Genomic DNA, 14,908 nt, shown 5'->3' on the forward strand with positions numbered 1-14,908 from the left:
GACCACCTTTAACGATCCGTCCTGTGAGGCGGGGAAGGAGGTCACGATGAGCACGCAGCATACCGACGGCACCACGGTTACCCTCCTGGGTCCGGACGACGTCGGACGTACTGTCGCACGCATCGCGCACCAGATCATCGAGAAAACGGCACTGGACGCACCCGGCTCTGACCGGGTCGTGCTCCTGGGGATCCCGTCGGGGGGAGTGCCGCTGGCGGCGCGTCTCGCCGTGAAGATCGAGGAGTTCAGCGGTGTGAGCGTGTTCCACGGGGCCGTGGACGCCACGCTTTACCGCGACGACCTCACCTCCACGCCGCACCGTGCCCTGAAACCCACCAGCGTCCCGCGCGACGGGGTGGACGGTGCCACCGTCATCCTCGTCGATGACGTGCTGTTCTCCGGGCGCACCATCCGCGCCTCGTTGGACGCGCTGAGCGACGTGGGTCGCGCCCGCATCGTGCAGCTGGCGGTCCTGGTCGACCGTGGCCACCGCGAGCTGCCCATCCGCGCCGACTACGTGGGCAAAAACATTCCCACCTCCACCAGTGAGGACGTCCGTGTCTCCCTCGCCGAGATCGACGGCGTGGACCGGGTGGAGCTGCTCCACCCGGCCGGCACGGCGCCGGAAGGAGACAACGCATGAAGCACCTGCTGAGCATCGCCGACCTCGACGCCGAGGACATCACCCTGCTGCTCGACGAGGCCGACCGCTTCGCCGAGACGCTGCGCGACCGTGAGGTCAAGAAACTGCCGACCCTGCGCGGTCGCACCGTATTCACCCTGTTCTACGAGAACTCCACCCGCACGCGCTCCAGTTTCGAGACCGCGGGCAAGTGGATGAGCGCCGACGTGATCAACATCTCGGCGTCCTCCTCCTCGGTGAAGAAGGGCGAATCTCTCAAGGACACCGCCTTGACGTTGCGCGCCGTCGGCGCCGACGCGATCATCATGCGCCACCCCTCGTCCGGTGCGGCGCGCCAGGTCGCCAACTGGGTCGGCCAGGGCAGCGACGGCATCAGCGTGCTCAACGCCGGCGACGGCGCTCACGAGCACCCCACCCAGGCTCTGCTGGACGCGGTCACGCTGCGCAAGAAGCTCGGCACGCTCGACGGCGCCCACGTGGTCATCGTCGGCGACATCCTGCACTCGCGGGTGGCGCGCTCCAACGCCCTGCTGCTCACTGCCCTGGGCGCGGACGTGACCTTCGTCGCCCCGCGCACCCTGCTGGCCCCGGGGATCGAGCACTGGGTCAACCCGAACGGCCCCGCCGCCGGCAAGGGCACCGTGCGCGTCAGCCACGACATGGACACCGCCATCGCCTCGGCGGACGCGGTGATGATGCTGCGCGTGCAGGCCGAGCGCATGGACGGCGGTTTCTTCCCCTCGCACCGCGAGTACGCCACGCGCTACGGGCTGTCCCAGGACCGCCTGGCAGCGCTGAAGGACGACGCGATCGTGCTGCACCCCGGCCCGATGCTGCGCGGCATGGAGATCAACGACGCGGTGGCGGACGCCCCGCAGACCGTGGTCCTCGACCAGGTCACCGCCGGTGTGCACGTGCGCATGGCGGCCCTGTTCACCCTGCTCGTCGGCACCGAGACGAACGTGGGGGAGCAGCGATGAGCACAACAACCACCCCTTCCACCACCCCGGAGGAGAACAACGTGAACGACTACCCGGCAACCGGCGTCCTTCACCCGGCCGCCGAGGGGGCCGTGCTGCTGCGCGGCGTCCTGCCCTACGGCGAGGGCGACCCGCAGGACGTGCTGGTGCGCGACGGCGTGATCGCCGAGATCGCCCCGGCCGGGAGCATCAGCGCCACTGATGAGGCTGGCGAAATCGAGGTCATCGACCTCGACGGCCAGGTCCTGCTGCCGGGCCTGGTCGATATGCACGTGCACATGCGCGAGCCCGGCCGTGAGGACACCGAGACCATCGCCACCGGCTCCGCCGCCGCCGCCCGCGGCGGGTTCACCGCCGTGTTCACCATGGCCAATACCGACCCGGTCACCGACACCCCCGCCATCGCCGAGATGGTGTGGCTCAAGGGCCAGCAGAAGAACCTCTGCGACGTGCACCCGGTCGGCTCGATCAGCCGTGGGCTCAAGGGCACCGAGCTCACCGAGTTCGGCATGATGGCCGACTCGGACGCCAAGGTGCGCATGTTCTCCGACGACGGCAAGTGCGTCGACGATCCGCGCCTGATGCGCCGGGCCGTGGAGTACGCCGGGGGACTGGACGTGCTGCTCGCCCAGCACTGCGAGGAGCCCCGCCTGACCGAGGGCGCCGTCGCCCACGAGGGTGAGACCGCCGCACGCCTGGGACTGCGCGGCTGGCCGCGTGTGGCCGAGGAGTCCATCGTGATCCGCGACGCCCTGCTGGCCCGCGACTACGGCGGACGCCTGCACATCTGCCACGCCTCCACCGAGGGCACCGTGGGTTTGCTGGGCTGGGCCCGCGAGCACGACATCCCGCTGTCCGCCGAGGTCACCCCGCACCACCTCATCCTCACCGACGAGAAGCTGGAGACCTACGACGGGCACTACCGGGTCAACCCGCCGCTGCGCGAGACCCGCGACACCCTGGCGCTGCGCCGGGCCCTGATCGACGGCACCGTGGACTGCGTGGCCACCGACCACGCCCCGCACGGCTCCGAGGAGAAGTGCTGCGAGTTCGACAAGGCCCGCCCCGGCATGCTGGGACTGGAGACCTCCCTGGCGATCATCGCCGGGCTGTTCGTCACCGACCCGCCGCAGGACCAGGAGCGCCAGGACTGGCGCTTCGTGGCCCGGGTGATGTCGGAGCGTCCGGCGGAGATCCTGCGGCTGCCCGGCCACGGGCGTCCGGTGGCCGTGGGCGAGCCGGCGAACCTGTGCGTGGTCGATCCTGACCACACCTGGACCGCCCACGGCGAGCAGATGGCCTCCAAGTCGGCCAACACCCCTTACGAGGGGATGGACCTGCCGGTGAAGGTCACCACCACGCTGCTGCGCGGCAAGGTGACCTGGCAGGACGGCCAGGTGAGCGACAAATGACCGATAATACGACAGAGAAGAGTACTGCTGTGAGTTCCTCCCGCACCCCCGCGCTGCTGGTCCTCGGCGACGGACGGGTGTTCCGCGGCCGGGCCTTCGGCGCCACCGGCACCACCCTCGGTGAGGCCGTCTTCACCACCGGCATGACCGGTTACCAGGAGACGATGACCGACCCGTCCTACCACCGGCAGATCGTGGTGGCCACCGCCCCGCAGATCGGCAACACCGGCTGGAACGACGAGGACGGCGAGTCCCACGGCGACCACATCTGGGTCGCCGGCCTGGTCATCCGCGACCTCTCGCGCACCGTGTCCAACTGGCGCGCCGATCGCAGCCTCGCCGAGGAGATGGAGAAGCAGGGCGTCATCGGCATCCAGGGTGTCGACACCCGCGCGATCGTGCGTCATCTGCGCGACAAGGGCTCCGTGGCCGCCGGCGTATTCAGCGGCGAGGCCGCCGAGCGTCCGGTCGAGGATCTCATCGCCGAGGTCAACGCCCAGCAGTCCATGGCCGGTGCCGACCTGGCGACCCAGGTCTCCACCGACGAGACCTACGTGCTGGAGCCCGAGGGGGAGACGCGCTTCACCGTGCTCGCCTATGACATGGGCATCAAGACCAACACCCCGCGCAACTTCGTCGCCCGCGGCGTGCGCACCGTGGTCGTTCCGGCGAACTCGCCGGTCGAGCCGCTCATCGAGCAGTACTCCCCGGACGGCGTGTTCATCTCCAACGGTCCCGGTGACCCGGCCACCGCCGACGTGATGGTCGAGCAGGTCCGTACCGTGCTGGAGCGCAAGATCCCGCTGTTCGGCATCTGCTTCGGCAACCAGATCCTGGGCCGCGCCCTGGGCATGGAGACCTACAAGCTCAAGTTCGGCCACCGTGGCATCAACGTGCCGGTGCTCAACCACCTCACCGGCAAGATCGACATCACCTCGCAGAACCACGGTTTCGCCCTGAGCGGCCGTGCCGGTGAGCCCTTCGACACCGACTTCGGTACCGCCCAGGTCACCCACACCTGCCTCAACGACGACTGCGTCGAGGGTGTCGCCCTCGACAATGGCCTCGCCTTCTCCGTCCAGTACCACCCCGAGGCCGCCGCCGGTCCTCACGACGCCAATCCGCTGTTCGACCAGTTCATCGAACTGATGGAAGGGAACAACTAAATGCCGAAGCGCATCGACATCAACCACGTCCTCGTCATCGGCTCCGGCCCGATCGTCATCGGCCAAGCCTGCGAGTTCGACTACTCCGGCACCCAGGCGTGCCGTGCCCTCAAGGCCGAGGGGCTGCGGGTCTCGCTGATCAACTCCAACCCGGCCACGATCATGACCGACCCGGAGTTCGCCGACCACACCTACATCGAGCCGATCCAGCCCGAGTACATCGAGAAGATCTTCGCCGCGGAGAAGGAGGCCGGCCACCCGGTCGATGCCGTGCTGGCCACCCTCGGTGGGCAGACCGCGCTGAATGCCGCGATCCAGCTGGACCGCGCCGGCATCCTCGACAAGTTCGACGTCGAGCTCATCGGCGCCGACATCGACGCCATCGAGCGCGGCGAGGACCGTCAGAAGTTCAAGGACATCGTCGCCTCCATCGGCGGCGAGTCCGCCCGCTCGCGGGTCTGCCACAACATGGACGAGGTCCACGACACCGTCGCCGAGCTCGGCCTGCCGGTTGTCGTGCGCCCGTCGTTCACCATGGGTGGGCTGGGCTCCGGCCTCGCCTTCACCTACGAGGACCTGGACCGCATCGCCGGCGGCGGCCTGGCGGCTTCCCCGGAGGCCAACGTGCTCATCGAGGAGTCCATCCTCGGCTGGAAGGAGTACGAGCTCGAGCTCATGCGCGATGGCGACGACAACGCCGTGGTCATCTGCTCCATCGAGAACGTCGACGCGCTCGGCGTGCACACCGGCGACTCCATGACCGTCGCGCCCTCGATGACGCTGACCGACCGCGAGTACCAGATCATGCGCGACCAGGGCATCGACATCCTGCGCGCCGTGGGCGTGGACACCGGCGGCTGTAACATCCAGTTCGCCGTCAACCCCGACGACGGTCGCCTGATCACCATCGAGATGAACCCCCGTGTGTCGCGCTCCTCGGCGCTGGCGTCGAAGGCGACCGGTTTCCCGATCGCCAAGATCGCCGCCCTGCTGGCCATCGGCTACACCCTCGACGAGCTGCGCAACGACATCACCCAGGTCACCCCGGCGGCCTTCGAACCGACCCTGGACTACGTGATCGTCAAGGCCCCGCGCTTCGCCTTCGAGAAGTTCCCCGGTGCCGACGACACCCTCACCACCACCATGAAGGCCGTGGGTGAGGCCATGTCCGTGGGCCGCAACTACATCGCTGCCCTGAACAAGGTGCTGCGTTCCCTGGAGACCAAGCCGGCCGGCTTCTGGACGACCACCGACGAGTACTTCGCCGGCGAGCGTGCCGGCGACCTCGCCGCCGTGCTCGACGACCTGGGACGTCCCACCGAGGGCCGTATCTACGACATGGAGCTGGCCCTGCGCCTCGGCGCCACCGTGGACCAGGTCCACCGCGCCTCCGTGGGCGTGGACCCCTGGTTCCTCCACGAGCTCAAGGCTCTGGTGGACTTCCGCTCCGAGCTTCAGGACGCCCCGGTGCTCACCGAGGACCTGCTGCGCGAGGCGAAGTACATGGGCCTGGCGGACACTCAGATCGCCGCGCTGCGTCCCGAGCTCGCCGGCGAGGACGGCGTGCGGTCGCTGCGCTGGTCGCTGGGCATCCGTCCGGTCTTCAAGACCGTGGACACCTGCGCCGCGGAGTTCGAGGCACAGACCCCGTACCACTACTCCGCCTATGAGATGGACCCCGACGCCGAGTCCGAGGTCGCCGAGCAGCGCGACCGCGACAAGATCATCATCCTGGGCTCCGGGCCCAACCGCATCGGCCAGGGCATCGAGTTCGACTACTCCTGCGTGCACGCCGCACTCGAGCTCTCGCGCGTGGGCTACGAGACGGTGATGGTCAACTGCAACCCGGAGACCGTCTCCACCGACTACGACACCGCCGACCGTCTCTACTTCGAGCCGCTGACGTTCGAGGACGTCATGGAGGTCTACCACGCCGAGGCACAGTCCGGCACCGTCGCCGGCGTGATCGTGCAGCTCGGCGGCCAGACCCCGCTGGGCCTGGCACAGCGTCTCACCGACGCCGGCGTGCCGGTGATCGGCACCTCCTCCGAGGCGATCAACCTCGCCGAGGACCGCGGCGAGTTCGGCACCGTGCTGGAGAAGGCCGAGCTGCCCGCCCCGGCCTTCGGCACCGCCACGACCTTCGCCGAGGCCCGCGCCGTGGCCGCCCGCATCGGCTACCCGGTGCTGGTGCGTCCGTCCTATGTGCTCGGCGGACGCGGCATGGAGATCGTCTACGACGAGGCGTCCCTGGAGAACTACATCGACCGCGCCACCGAAATCACCTCGGACCACCCGGTGCTGGTCGACCGCTTCCTGGATAACGCCATCGAGATCGACGTCGACGCCCTGTGCGACGGCGACGAGGTCTACCTCGCCGGCGTGATGGAGCACATCGAGGAGGCCGGCATCCACTCCGGTGACTCCGCCTGCGCCCTGCCGCCGATGACGCTGGGGGAGAGCGACATCGAGAACGTGCGTCGCTCCACCGCCGCGCTGGCTCATGGCATCGGGGTCAAGGGCCTGATGAACATCCAGTTCGCTCTGAAGGACGACGTCCTCTACGTCATCGAGGCCAACCCGCGCGCCTCGCGCACCGTGCCCTTCGTCTCGAAGGCCACCGGTGTGCCGCTGGCCAAGGCCGCCTCGCGCATCATGACCGGTACGCCGATCCGAGAGCTCATCGCCGAGGGCTTGATCCCGGGTGACCGGGACGGCGGCTCGCTGCCGCTGGGCCACCCCATCGCGGTCAAGGAGGCGGTCATGCCCTTCAACCGCTTCCGCAACCCGCAGGGTGAGATGCTCGACAGCCTGCTCAGCCCGGAGATGAAGTCCACCGGCGAGGTCATGGGCCTGGATTCCGACTTCGGCACCGCCTTCGCCAAGTCCCAGGAGGCCGCCACCGGCTCCCTGCCGACCAGCGGCCGGGTGTTCGTGTCCGTGGCCAACCGCGACAAGCGCACCATGATCCTGCCGATCCAGCGTCTGGCGTCGCTGGGCTTCGACCTGGTCGCCACCGAGGGCACCGCGGCGATGCTGCGGCGCAACGGTCTGGAGTGCGAGGTCGTGGCCAAGCAGACCGACATCGAGTCCGGTACCGCCGCCGAGGGCAAGAAGTCGATCGTGGACCTCATCGACCAGGGGTCGATCGACTTCATCCTCAACACCCCGGCCAGCACCGCCGCCGCCCGTGGCGACGGCTACGACATCCGTGCCGCCGCGGTGCGCCAGGGTGTCTCCTGCGTGACCACGGTGCAGGGTGCCGTGGCTGCGGTGCAGGGCATCGAGGCGCTGAAGGGCTCCACCACGGTGGTGCGCGCCATCCAGGACGTGGACCATGACAGCTACTGAGTCCACCCGGGACACCTTCGGCGAGCGTTTCCTCGCCCGTTCCGAGCACCTGGGACGCCTGTGCGTGGGCATGGACCCGCACGCCGGCATCCTGCGTGACTGGGGCCTGGGTGTGGACGTCGCCGGGCTGGCGGAGTTCTCCCGCATCTGCGTGGAGGCCTTCGCCGACACCGCCTGCGTGGTCAAGCCCCAGGTCGCCTTCTACGAGGCCTTCGGCTCCGCCGGGCTGGCCGTGCTGGAGGACGCCCTGGCGGCGCTGCGGGGTGCCGGCACGCTGGTCGTCGCCGACGCCAAGCGTGGCGACATCGGTTCGACGATGGCCGGCTATGCGACGGCCTGGCTGTCGGACGACTCGCCGCTGTGCGCCGACGCCGTGACGGTCTCGCCTTACCTGGGCCTGGACTCCCTGGCACCGGCCCTGGAGGCCGGTGAGGCCACGGGCAGGGGAGTGATCGTGCTCTCCGCGACGTCCAACCCGCAGGGACCGCAGTTCCAGACGCTGACCACCCCGGCCGGGCCGAGTGTGGCCCAGACGGTGGTGGACTGGGCGGCACGGCACAACGCCGCGCACCCCGGCGGCGGCAACGTCGGCGTGGTCGTCGGTGCGACAGTCACCGAACCGCCGGTGCTGGACGCCGTGGGCGGGCTGGTGCTAATGCCCGGTGTGGGCGCCCAGGGCGGTGGTGCGCAGGACGTCCGGCGTATCGCCGGGGCCGCCGAACGATGGGCCAGCCCCAATATCTCGCGGTCCGTGCTCGCCGCAGGCCCGGATATAGGGGCCCTGCGCGAGGCGGCCGCCGCCGCGGCGGCGGAGTTCCCGCAGGTCTAAGCGCTCCGCGCGGGAGCGTCCCGCGGAGCGCGAACTGGGGCTTTGTTCAACTTCCCCCGGTCGTAGTGCTACACTTGGCGCGTTGTTTCATGGTCGCGACCTGCGACACCTCTCCCGTGTAAAACGTGGGGGTTGTTGGCATTCAGCACAGCGCATCGCTAGGATTCGTCGAGGCTGGCGGTCGGGCATTGCGTCCGACTGGCCGAAACACCTGAAGTACCTGAAGTACCCCATAGCAAGTGACATCGAACCACAGAACAAGACGGAGGAACCCGTGGCCCTTCCCCAGTTGACCCCGGAGCAGCGTGCAGAAGCCCTGAAGAAGGCCGCCGAGGCCCGCAAGGCTCGTGCCGAGCTCAAGGAGAAGCTCAAGCGTGGAGGCACCGACCTCAAGCAGGTCCTTGCTGACGCCGACGAAGACCCGATCATCGGCAAGATGAAGGTGTCGGCCCTTCTCGAGGCCATGCCCAAGGTTGGCAAGGTCAAGGCCCAGGAGATCATGACCGAGCTGGAGATCGCTCCCACCCGTCGCCTCCGCGGCCTGGGCGACCGTCAGCGTCGCGCCCTGCTGGAGCGCTTCGGTTTCGAGGTCTAGGAACCTTGTCCCCGCAAGTTCAGGCCGAAGTGCAGAACACCGACGTTCCCTCCCCGCACCTGGTCGTGCTGGCGGGACCGTCGGCCGTCGGGAAGTCGACTGTGGTCGCACAGTTGAAGGCCGCCGTGCCGGACCTGTTCTTCAGTGTGTCGTGGACGACCCGGGACCCCCGTCCCGGTGAGGTCGACGGCAGGGACTACCACTACGTCACCCGGGAGCGATTCCGGGAAGAGGTTGACGGTGGTCTCATGCTCGAGTGGGCGGAGATCCACGGTGGCCTGCAATTGTCGGGAACCCCGGCACAGCCGGTGACCGAGGCCCTGCGTTCCGGGCGTCCGGTTCTGGTCGAAGTGGACCTGGCCGGCGCGCGCAACATCAAGCAGATGATGCCTGAGGCACTCACGGTGTTCCTGGCCCCTCCCACCTGGGAGGAGCTGGTCGAGCGGCTGACCGGCCGTGGTACCGAGAGTGAGGACGTCATCCGGCGTCGCCTGGAGACCGCCCGTGAGGAGCTCGCCTCCAAGGACGAGTTCGACCGAGTGGTCGTGAACCGGGACGTGACCGAGGCAGTCGCCGAGATCAGCGCCCTGCTGACCGGCCACGCAGAGTAAAAGCAAGACAACTCGCGTTTTCCAACGCGGTGAACAAGCAAAGGTGTGGAGTGGAAACCAACGACAACTCAACCGTCTTCGACCCGGCGGTCGGCATCACCAACCCGCCGATCGATGATCTGCTGACCAAGGTGTCCTCGAAGTACGCCCTGGTGATCTTCGCGGCCAAGCGTGCGCGTCAGATCAACAACTACTTCCAGACCGTTGGTGACGGCGTGTTCGAGTTCGTCGGCCCGCTGGTCACCCCGGAAGCCCACGAGAAGCCGCTGTCGGTGGCCCTGCGTGAGATCGAGGGCGATCTGCTGGAGCACACCGAAGGCTGATCCACCCGCTTCCCGGCACCCAGGCCCGCCGTCGGCACCGTTAATTCCCGCACTCAGTGTGGGGGGAGACGGTCGCCGACGGCGGGCCTGAGCCGTTGGTGGGCCCCGGCAGGTCCACGGCACTGGAACATCGCCCGGCGGGCGTGGGCTAGGCTGGTCTCCTGTGAGTGACAACCAACTGAACGTGCTCGTCGGCGTGGGGGGCGGTATCGCCGCCTACAAGTCCGGCGCCCTGGTCCGCTACTTCACCGAGGCCGGGCACGACGTCCACGTCATCCCCACCGAGTCGGCCCTGCGTTTCGTCGGTGCGGCGACGTTCGAGGCCCTCTCCGGCAACCCGGTGTCCACCACCGTCTTCGACGGGGTGGACGAGGTCCGGCACGTGCGACTCGGGCAGGACGCCGACCTGATCGTGATCGCCCCGGCCACCGCGGACCTGCTGGCGCGTCTGGCGCACGGGCGTAGCGACGACCTGCTGACCGCCAGCGTGCTGGTGGCGACGTGCCCGGTGGTGCTGGCGCCGGCGATGCACACCGAGATGTGGCAGAACCCGGCGACCCGCGACAACGTGGCCACACTGCGTCGACGCGGTGTGACGGTGCTCGAGCCCGCCCACGGCCGGCTGACGGGCACGGACTCTGGGGCGGGGCGTCTGCCTGAGCCCGAGCACATTGGCGCGTTGGCCACGGCGGCACTGGAGAAGTTCGGCATCTTCCGTCAGTCCCTGGCGGGTCGGCGGGTCCTGGTGACCGCCGGTGGCACGCACGAGGCCCTGGACCCGGTGCGCTACCTCGGCAACGCCTCCTCGGGTCGGCAGGGTTTCGCCCTGGCCGACATCGCCGTACAGCGTGGTGCGCAGGTGGAGCTCGTCGCCGGGATCACCGAGGACCTGCCGGTGCCCTCGGGTGCCCGCGTCACCCGGGTGCGTAGTGCGCGGGAGATGCAGAGTGCTGTGGCGGAACTGGCCGGTGGGGTGGACGCGGTGGTGATGGCTGCCGCGGTGGCGGACTTCCGTCCCGCGACCACGGCCGGGGCCAAGCTGAAGAAGGGTGGGGAGACCGACCTGACCACCCTGGAGCTGACCGAGAACCCGGACATCCTGCATGGCCTGGTGGAGCGTCGCCGTGGCGGCGGGCTGCCGGAGGACCTCGTTATCGCCGGCTTCGCCGCGGAGACCGGTGACGAGTCTCACTCCCCGCTGGACCTTGCACGGGCCAAACTGGAGCGAAAAGGCTGTGACCTGCTGATGTGTAATGCCGTCGGCGACGGGGTGGTGTTCGGCCAGGCGGACAGCCAGGGCTGGATCCTCACCCCGGGCGAGCGTCCGGGCGCCGAAGAGGTCACCGAGGTTCCGGCATCGTCCAAGCTGGTCGTGGCCTCGTATATCCTCGACGCGCTCGAGGACCTGCTGCCCGGCTGAGACCTCGCCGGGCGCCCCACGGGCATCTCACCGGCACCCACCGCCACCGCCTTACAGACTGCTTGGTCTAGGATGGTGACGTTCGGGCGCGCACCACGGTCACGTACGACAGAAAAAGCAGGATCTCGCCCCGAGATCCACCCAAGACATCATCTCGAAGACAAGTCAGGAAGTCAGCGAAGTCCATGACAGAGAGCACCCCCTCCTCCGCACGTCCCCGCCTGTTCACCAGTGAGTCGGTGACCGAGGGCCACCCCGACAAGATCTGCGACGCGATCTCGGACACGATCCTCGACGCGCTGCTCGCCAAGGACCCGCGCTCGCACGTGGCGGTGGAGACCATGGTCACCACCGGCCAGGTGCACGTGGCCGGCGAGGTCCGCACGGACGCCTACGTGGAGATCCCGAAGCTGGTCCGCGAGACCCTGCTGAGCATCGGTTTCACCTCCTCCTCCGTCGGTTTCGACGGCCGGACCTGCGGCGTCAACATCGCCATCGGCGAGCAGTCGCAGGAGATCGGTGACGGCGTCGACACCTCCCACGAGATCCGCAGCGGCGCGGAGGGAGACAAGTACGAGGACGTCGACCAGGCCGGCGCCGGCGACCAGGGCCTGATGTTCGGCTACGCCTCGGACGAGACCCCGGAGCTGATGCCCCTGCCGATCGCCACGGCCCACCGCCTGTCGCGCCGGCTGACCCAGGTGCGCAAGGAGGGCATCGTCAACCACCTGCGTCCGGACGGCAAGACCCAGGTCACCTTCGCTTATGACGCCGAGGGCCGCCCTTCCCACCTGGACACCGTGGTCATCTCCACCCAGCACGACGAGGAGATCACCCAGGCCGAGCTCACCGAGCAGCTGCGCACCAACGTGGTCGACTGGGTCATCGAGGACGCCGGCCTGCAGGACTTCGTCACTGGCGAGCTGACCCTGCTGATCAACCCGTCGGGCTCGTTCATCCTCGGCGGCCCGATGGGCGATGCCGGGCTGACCGGACGCAAGATCATCGTGGACACCTACGGTGGCATGGCCCGTCACGGTGGTGGGGCGTTCTCCGGCAAGGACCCGAGCAAGGTGGACCGCTCGGCGGCCTACGCGATGCGCTGGGTGGCCAAGAACATCGTCGCCGCGGGCCTGGCGCACCGTGCGGAGGTGCAGGTGGCCTACGCCATCGGCCGTGCCCGCCCGGTGGGCCTGTACGTGGAGACCTTCGGCACCGCCACCGGCGGGCTGACCGATGAGCAGATCCAGCAGGCGGTGAGCGAGGTCTTCGACCTGCGCCCCGGTGCGATCATCCGCGACCTGGACCTGCTGCGTCCGATCTACGCGCAGACTGCTGCCTACGGTCACTTCGGCCGCACGGACATCGACCTGCCGTGGGAGAACACGCAGCGCGCCGACGCCCTGGCAGCAGCCGCCCACAATGCGGCACAGGACGCCGCACAGAACGCGGCCCAGTAGGGGAAAACTGGTGGCCGATTCGACCGGCCCGGTTCAGGGGGAGGTGGACGACCCGGTCGCCCGCGTCCTGCCGTTGCTGGGCATGCCGCAGCTGGACCGGCTGTTCGACTACGCCGTGCCGGCGAAGTTGGACGCCGAGGCCCGCCCGGGGGTGAAGGTGCGGGTGCGTTTCGCTGGGCGTCTGGTGGACGCCCTGCTTGTGGAGCGTCGCCGTACGACCGACCATGTGGGCACCCTGGCCCCGTTGAATCGGGTGGTCAGTCCGCTGCAGGTCGTGCCCCCGCGGATCTGGTCGTTGGTGAACCATCTTGCCGATCGTTACGCCGGTACCCGCTCGGACGTGATCCGCGCGCTGGTGCCGTCGCGGCACGCCTCGGCGGAGAAGGACGGGCTCTTCGGCGGCGGGGTGGACTGGGAGGAGCTCTACGGCCCGCTGGTCGCCCGCGACGATCTCGTCGCTGCCCCACGGACCGCTGCGGCGTCCGGCTGGGCGGGCTACCGCCACGCCGATAGTTTCCTGGGCGCGGTATTGAACGGCCGGGCCGCCCGGGCGTCCTGGCTGTGGACGCCGGGGGAGGACTGGGCCGCGCGGGTGGCAGAGGCCGCCGCGTCGGTCGCCTGGAACGGTGGCGGGGTGCTGATCGTGGCCCCGAACCAGCGGGAGGTCGACCGGGTCGTCGCGGCGTTGCGGGTGTTCCTGTCGGCGGCGCAGATCACCGAACTCAGCGCGAAGGTCGGCCCGGCGGCGCGTTACCGCCGTTATCTGGCGGTACTGGCGGGCCAGGGCCGGGTGGTGGTCGGCACGCGGTCGGCGGCCAGCGCCCCGGTCGCCGACCTGCGCCTGATCGTGCTGTTGGGTGAGGCGGACGACAACCTCGTGGACCCGCGCTCGCCCTACCTGCACGCCCGTGAGGTGTTGCGGCTGCGCTCGGAATTGGAGGAGACCGGCCTGCTCGTGGGCGGGGCGCACCGCTCGGCGGAGATCCAGCGCTGGGTGGAGGAGGGTTTCACCCCCACCCTGCGCCCGCTGCCGGAGTCCCTGCGTGCCCGCATGCCGTGGATCCACGCCCTCGACGACATCCACGACGCCCATGCCACGCACTCTCGTCTGCCCTCGGCCGGGCTCAAGGCGATCCGACGCAGCCTGGACGCCGACATGCCCTGCCTGGTGCAGGTGCCGCGGCGTGGCTACGCCCCGGCGGTGGCGTGTTCGACGTGCCGGACGCCCGCGCGGTGCCGGCGCTGCAACGGCCCCCTGGAGTTGCCGTCCGGCCCCACCGGCACAGAAGAGTCCTCGGTGCCGCGCTGCCGCTGGTGCGGTGCGCTGGAGGGCCAGTTCACCTGCGGGACCTGCGGCGGGCACGCGCTGCGCATGTCGGTGGTGGGCCAGGAGCGCACCGCCGAGGAGTTGGGCCGGGCCTTCACCGGGGTGCCGGTGGTGGTCTCCGGCGGCGGCCAGATGCGCACCCACGTGCCGAACAAGGCGGGCCTGGTGGTCGCCACCCCCGGCTCGGAGCCGGTGGTGGAGGACGGCGGCGGCTACGGCGCGGTGCTGGTGCTGGACACCTGGCTCACCCTGGGCCGAGAGGACCTGCGGGCCGGGGAGGCCGCGTTGCGCCAGTGGATGGAGGCGGCGTGTCTGGCGGTGCCGCGCGAGTCCGGCGGCGAGATGGTCGTCGCCGTCGCGCCGGACGACCCGACGGTGCAGGCCCTGATCCGCTGGGACCCCGAGGGTGCGGCCGCCCGCGAGCTGGCAGGACGCCGCGAGGCGTCCTTCCCCCCGGCGGTGACGCTGGTCGCGGTGGACGGCACCCCGACGTCCCTGGAGCAGTTCGAGGACGCCTGGGCACCGCCGGAGCAGCTCGGCGGGGTCGAACGCCTCGGCCCGGTGGAGTTGCCGCCGGGGGTGCGTAGACCGGCGGGGCTGGGCGAGCCGGAGGCGGCGACCGCACGCCGGCTGATCATCCGCGTCCCGGTCACCGTCGAGCCCGGTGGCTCCGCCGAGATGCTCGGGGCGTCGCTGCGCGCGGCGTTGTCCTTGCGTGCCACGCGACGCCAGTCCGAGCCGCTGCGCATCGTCGTCGACCCGGTGCGGGTGGGGTAGCCGGGCCTGGCGGT

The 14,908-nt window shown here is 69.6% G+C and carries 12 protein-coding genes; all 12 read left to right on the top strand.

The features are described 5' to 3' along the window. The first annotated feature begins 46 nt into the window (after positions 1 to 46). The 12 genes from pyrR to ACT3SZ_RS05725 all read left to right on the top strand — a co-directional run bounded on the left by pyrR (position 47) and on the right by ACT3SZ_RS05725 (position 14,894). The gene (gene pyrR / locus ACT3SZ_RS05670; protein ID WP_444617360.1) at positions 47 to 643 is read left to right on the top strand and encodes a bifunctional pyr operon transcriptional regulator/uracil phosphoribosyltransferase PyrR; all 597 of its coding nucleotides are present in this window, start codon (positions 47 to 49) and stop codon (positions 641 to 643) included. After that, positions 640 to 1,623 (top strand): aspartate carbamoyltransferase catalytic subunit, encoded by a 984-nt coding sequence (locus ACT3SZ_RS05675; RefSeq protein WP_444617362.1) that lies wholly within the window; start codon positions 640 to 642, stop codon positions 1,621 to 1,623. Before pyrR ends, ACT3SZ_RS05675 begins: the two co-directional genes overlap by 4 nt. Further along, positions 1,620 to 3,035 (top strand): dihydroorotase, encoded by a 1,416-nt coding sequence (locus tag ACT3SZ_RS05680; RefSeq protein WP_444617364.1) that lies wholly within the window; start codon positions 1,620 to 1,622, stop codon positions 3,033 to 3,035. The genes ACT3SZ_RS05675 and ACT3SZ_RS05680 overlap by 4 nt, the downstream gene beginning before the upstream one ends. After that, positions 3,032 to 4,201, top strand: coding sequence for a glutamine-hydrolyzing carbamoyl-phosphate synthase small subunit (gene carA, locus ACT3SZ_RS05685; RefSeq protein ID WP_444617366.1), 1,170 nt, complete (start codon positions 3,032 to 3,034; stop codon positions 4,199 to 4,201). The genes ACT3SZ_RS05680 and carA overlap by 4 nt, the downstream gene beginning before the upstream one ends. Further along, on the top strand, positions 4,202 to 7,552 hold the full coding sequence (gene carB / locus ACT3SZ_RS05690) for a carbamoyl-phosphate synthase large subunit (protein WP_444617368.1): 3,351 nt from the start codon (positions 4,202 to 4,204) through the stop codon (positions 7,550 to 7,552). After that, the gene (gene pyrF, locus ACT3SZ_RS05695) at positions 7,539 to 8,381 is read left to right on the top strand and encodes an orotidine-5'-phosphate decarboxylase (protein ID WP_444617370.1); all 843 of its coding nucleotides are present in this window, start codon (positions 7,539 to 7,541) and stop codon (positions 8,379 to 8,381) included. The genes carB and pyrF overlap by 14 nt, the downstream gene beginning before the upstream one ends. Positions 8,382 to 8,655: 274 nt before the next feature. Beyond that, on the top strand, positions 8,656 to 8,976 hold the full coding sequence (gene mihF / locus ACT3SZ_RS05700) for an integration host factor, actinobacterial type (protein ID WP_038548495.1): 321 nt from the start codon (positions 8,656 to 8,658) through the stop codon (positions 8,974 to 8,976). Between the two features lie 29 nt (positions 8,977 to 9,005). Then, on the top strand, positions 9,006 to 9,587 hold the full coding sequence (gene gmk, locus ACT3SZ_RS05705; protein ID WP_444617656.1) for a guanylate kinase: 582 nt from the start codon (positions 9,006 to 9,008) through the stop codon (positions 9,585 to 9,587). Between the two features lie 50 nt (positions 9,588 to 9,637). Next, a complete protein-coding gene (rpoZ, locus tag ACT3SZ_RS05710) occupies positions 9,638 to 9,910 on the top strand; it encodes a DNA-directed RNA polymerase subunit omega (RefSeq protein ID WP_038548496.1) in 273 nt (90 codons plus the stop codon). Positions 9,911 to 10,073: 163 nt separating this feature from the next. After that, entirely contained in the window at positions 10,074 to 11,330 is a 1,257-nt protein-coding gene (gene coaBC, locus ACT3SZ_RS05715; protein ID WP_444617372.1) for a bifunctional phosphopantothenoylcysteine decarboxylase/phosphopantothenate--cysteine ligase CoaBC, read from the top strand. A 185-nt stretch (positions 11,331 to 11,515) separates the two neighbouring features. Further along, positions 11,516 to 12,790: a methionine adenosyltransferase gene (gene metK / locus ACT3SZ_RS05720; RefSeq protein WP_444617374.1), complete on the top strand. Its 1,275-nt coding sequence runs from the start codon at positions 11,516 to 11,518 to the stop codon at positions 12,788 to 12,790. Between the two features lie 82 nt (positions 12,791 to 12,872). Beyond that, the gene (locus ACT3SZ_RS05725; protein ID WP_444617658.1) at positions 12,873 to 14,894 is read left to right on the top strand and encodes a primosomal protein N'; all 2,022 of its coding nucleotides are present in this window, start codon (positions 12,873 to 12,875) and stop codon (positions 14,892 to 14,894) included. Positions 14,895 to 14,908 lie beyond the last annotated feature (14 nt).

Origin of the sequence: Corynebacterium sp. AOP40-9SA-29, from assembly GCF_052377405.1 — a bacterium.
GTDB lineage: Bacteria > Actinomycetota > Actinomycetes > Mycobacteriales > Mycobacteriaceae > Corynebacterium.

Coding starts and splice junctions, on each gene's coding strand:
- pyrR (WP_444617360.1), top strand. CDS start 47: ATGAGCACGCAGCATACCGACGGCACCACGGTTACCCTCCTGGGTCCG.
- ACT3SZ_RS05675 (WP_444617362.1), top strand. CDS start 640: ATGAAGCACCTGCTGAGCATCGCCGACCTCGACGCCGAGGACATCACC.
- ACT3SZ_RS05680 (WP_444617364.1), top strand. CDS start 1,620: ATGAGCACAACAACCACCCCTTCCACCACCCCGGAGGAGAACAACGTG.
- carA (WP_444617366.1), top strand. CDS start 3,032: ATGACCGATAATACGACAGAGAAGAGTACTGCTGTGAGTTCCTCCCGC.
- carB (WP_444617368.1), top strand. CDS start 4,202: ATGCCGAAGCGCATCGACATCAACCACGTCCTCGTCATCGGCTCCGGC.
- pyrF (WP_444617370.1), top strand. CDS start 7,539: ATGACAGCTACTGAGTCCACCCGGGACACCTTCGGCGAGCGTTTCCTC.
- metK (WP_444617374.1), top strand. CDS start 11,516: ATGACAGAGAGCACCCCCTCCTCCGCACGTCCCCGCCTGTTCACCAGT.
- ACT3SZ_RS05725 (WP_444617658.1), top strand. CDS start 12,873: ATGCCGCAGCTGGACCGGCTGTTCGACTACGCCGTGCCGGCGAAGTTG.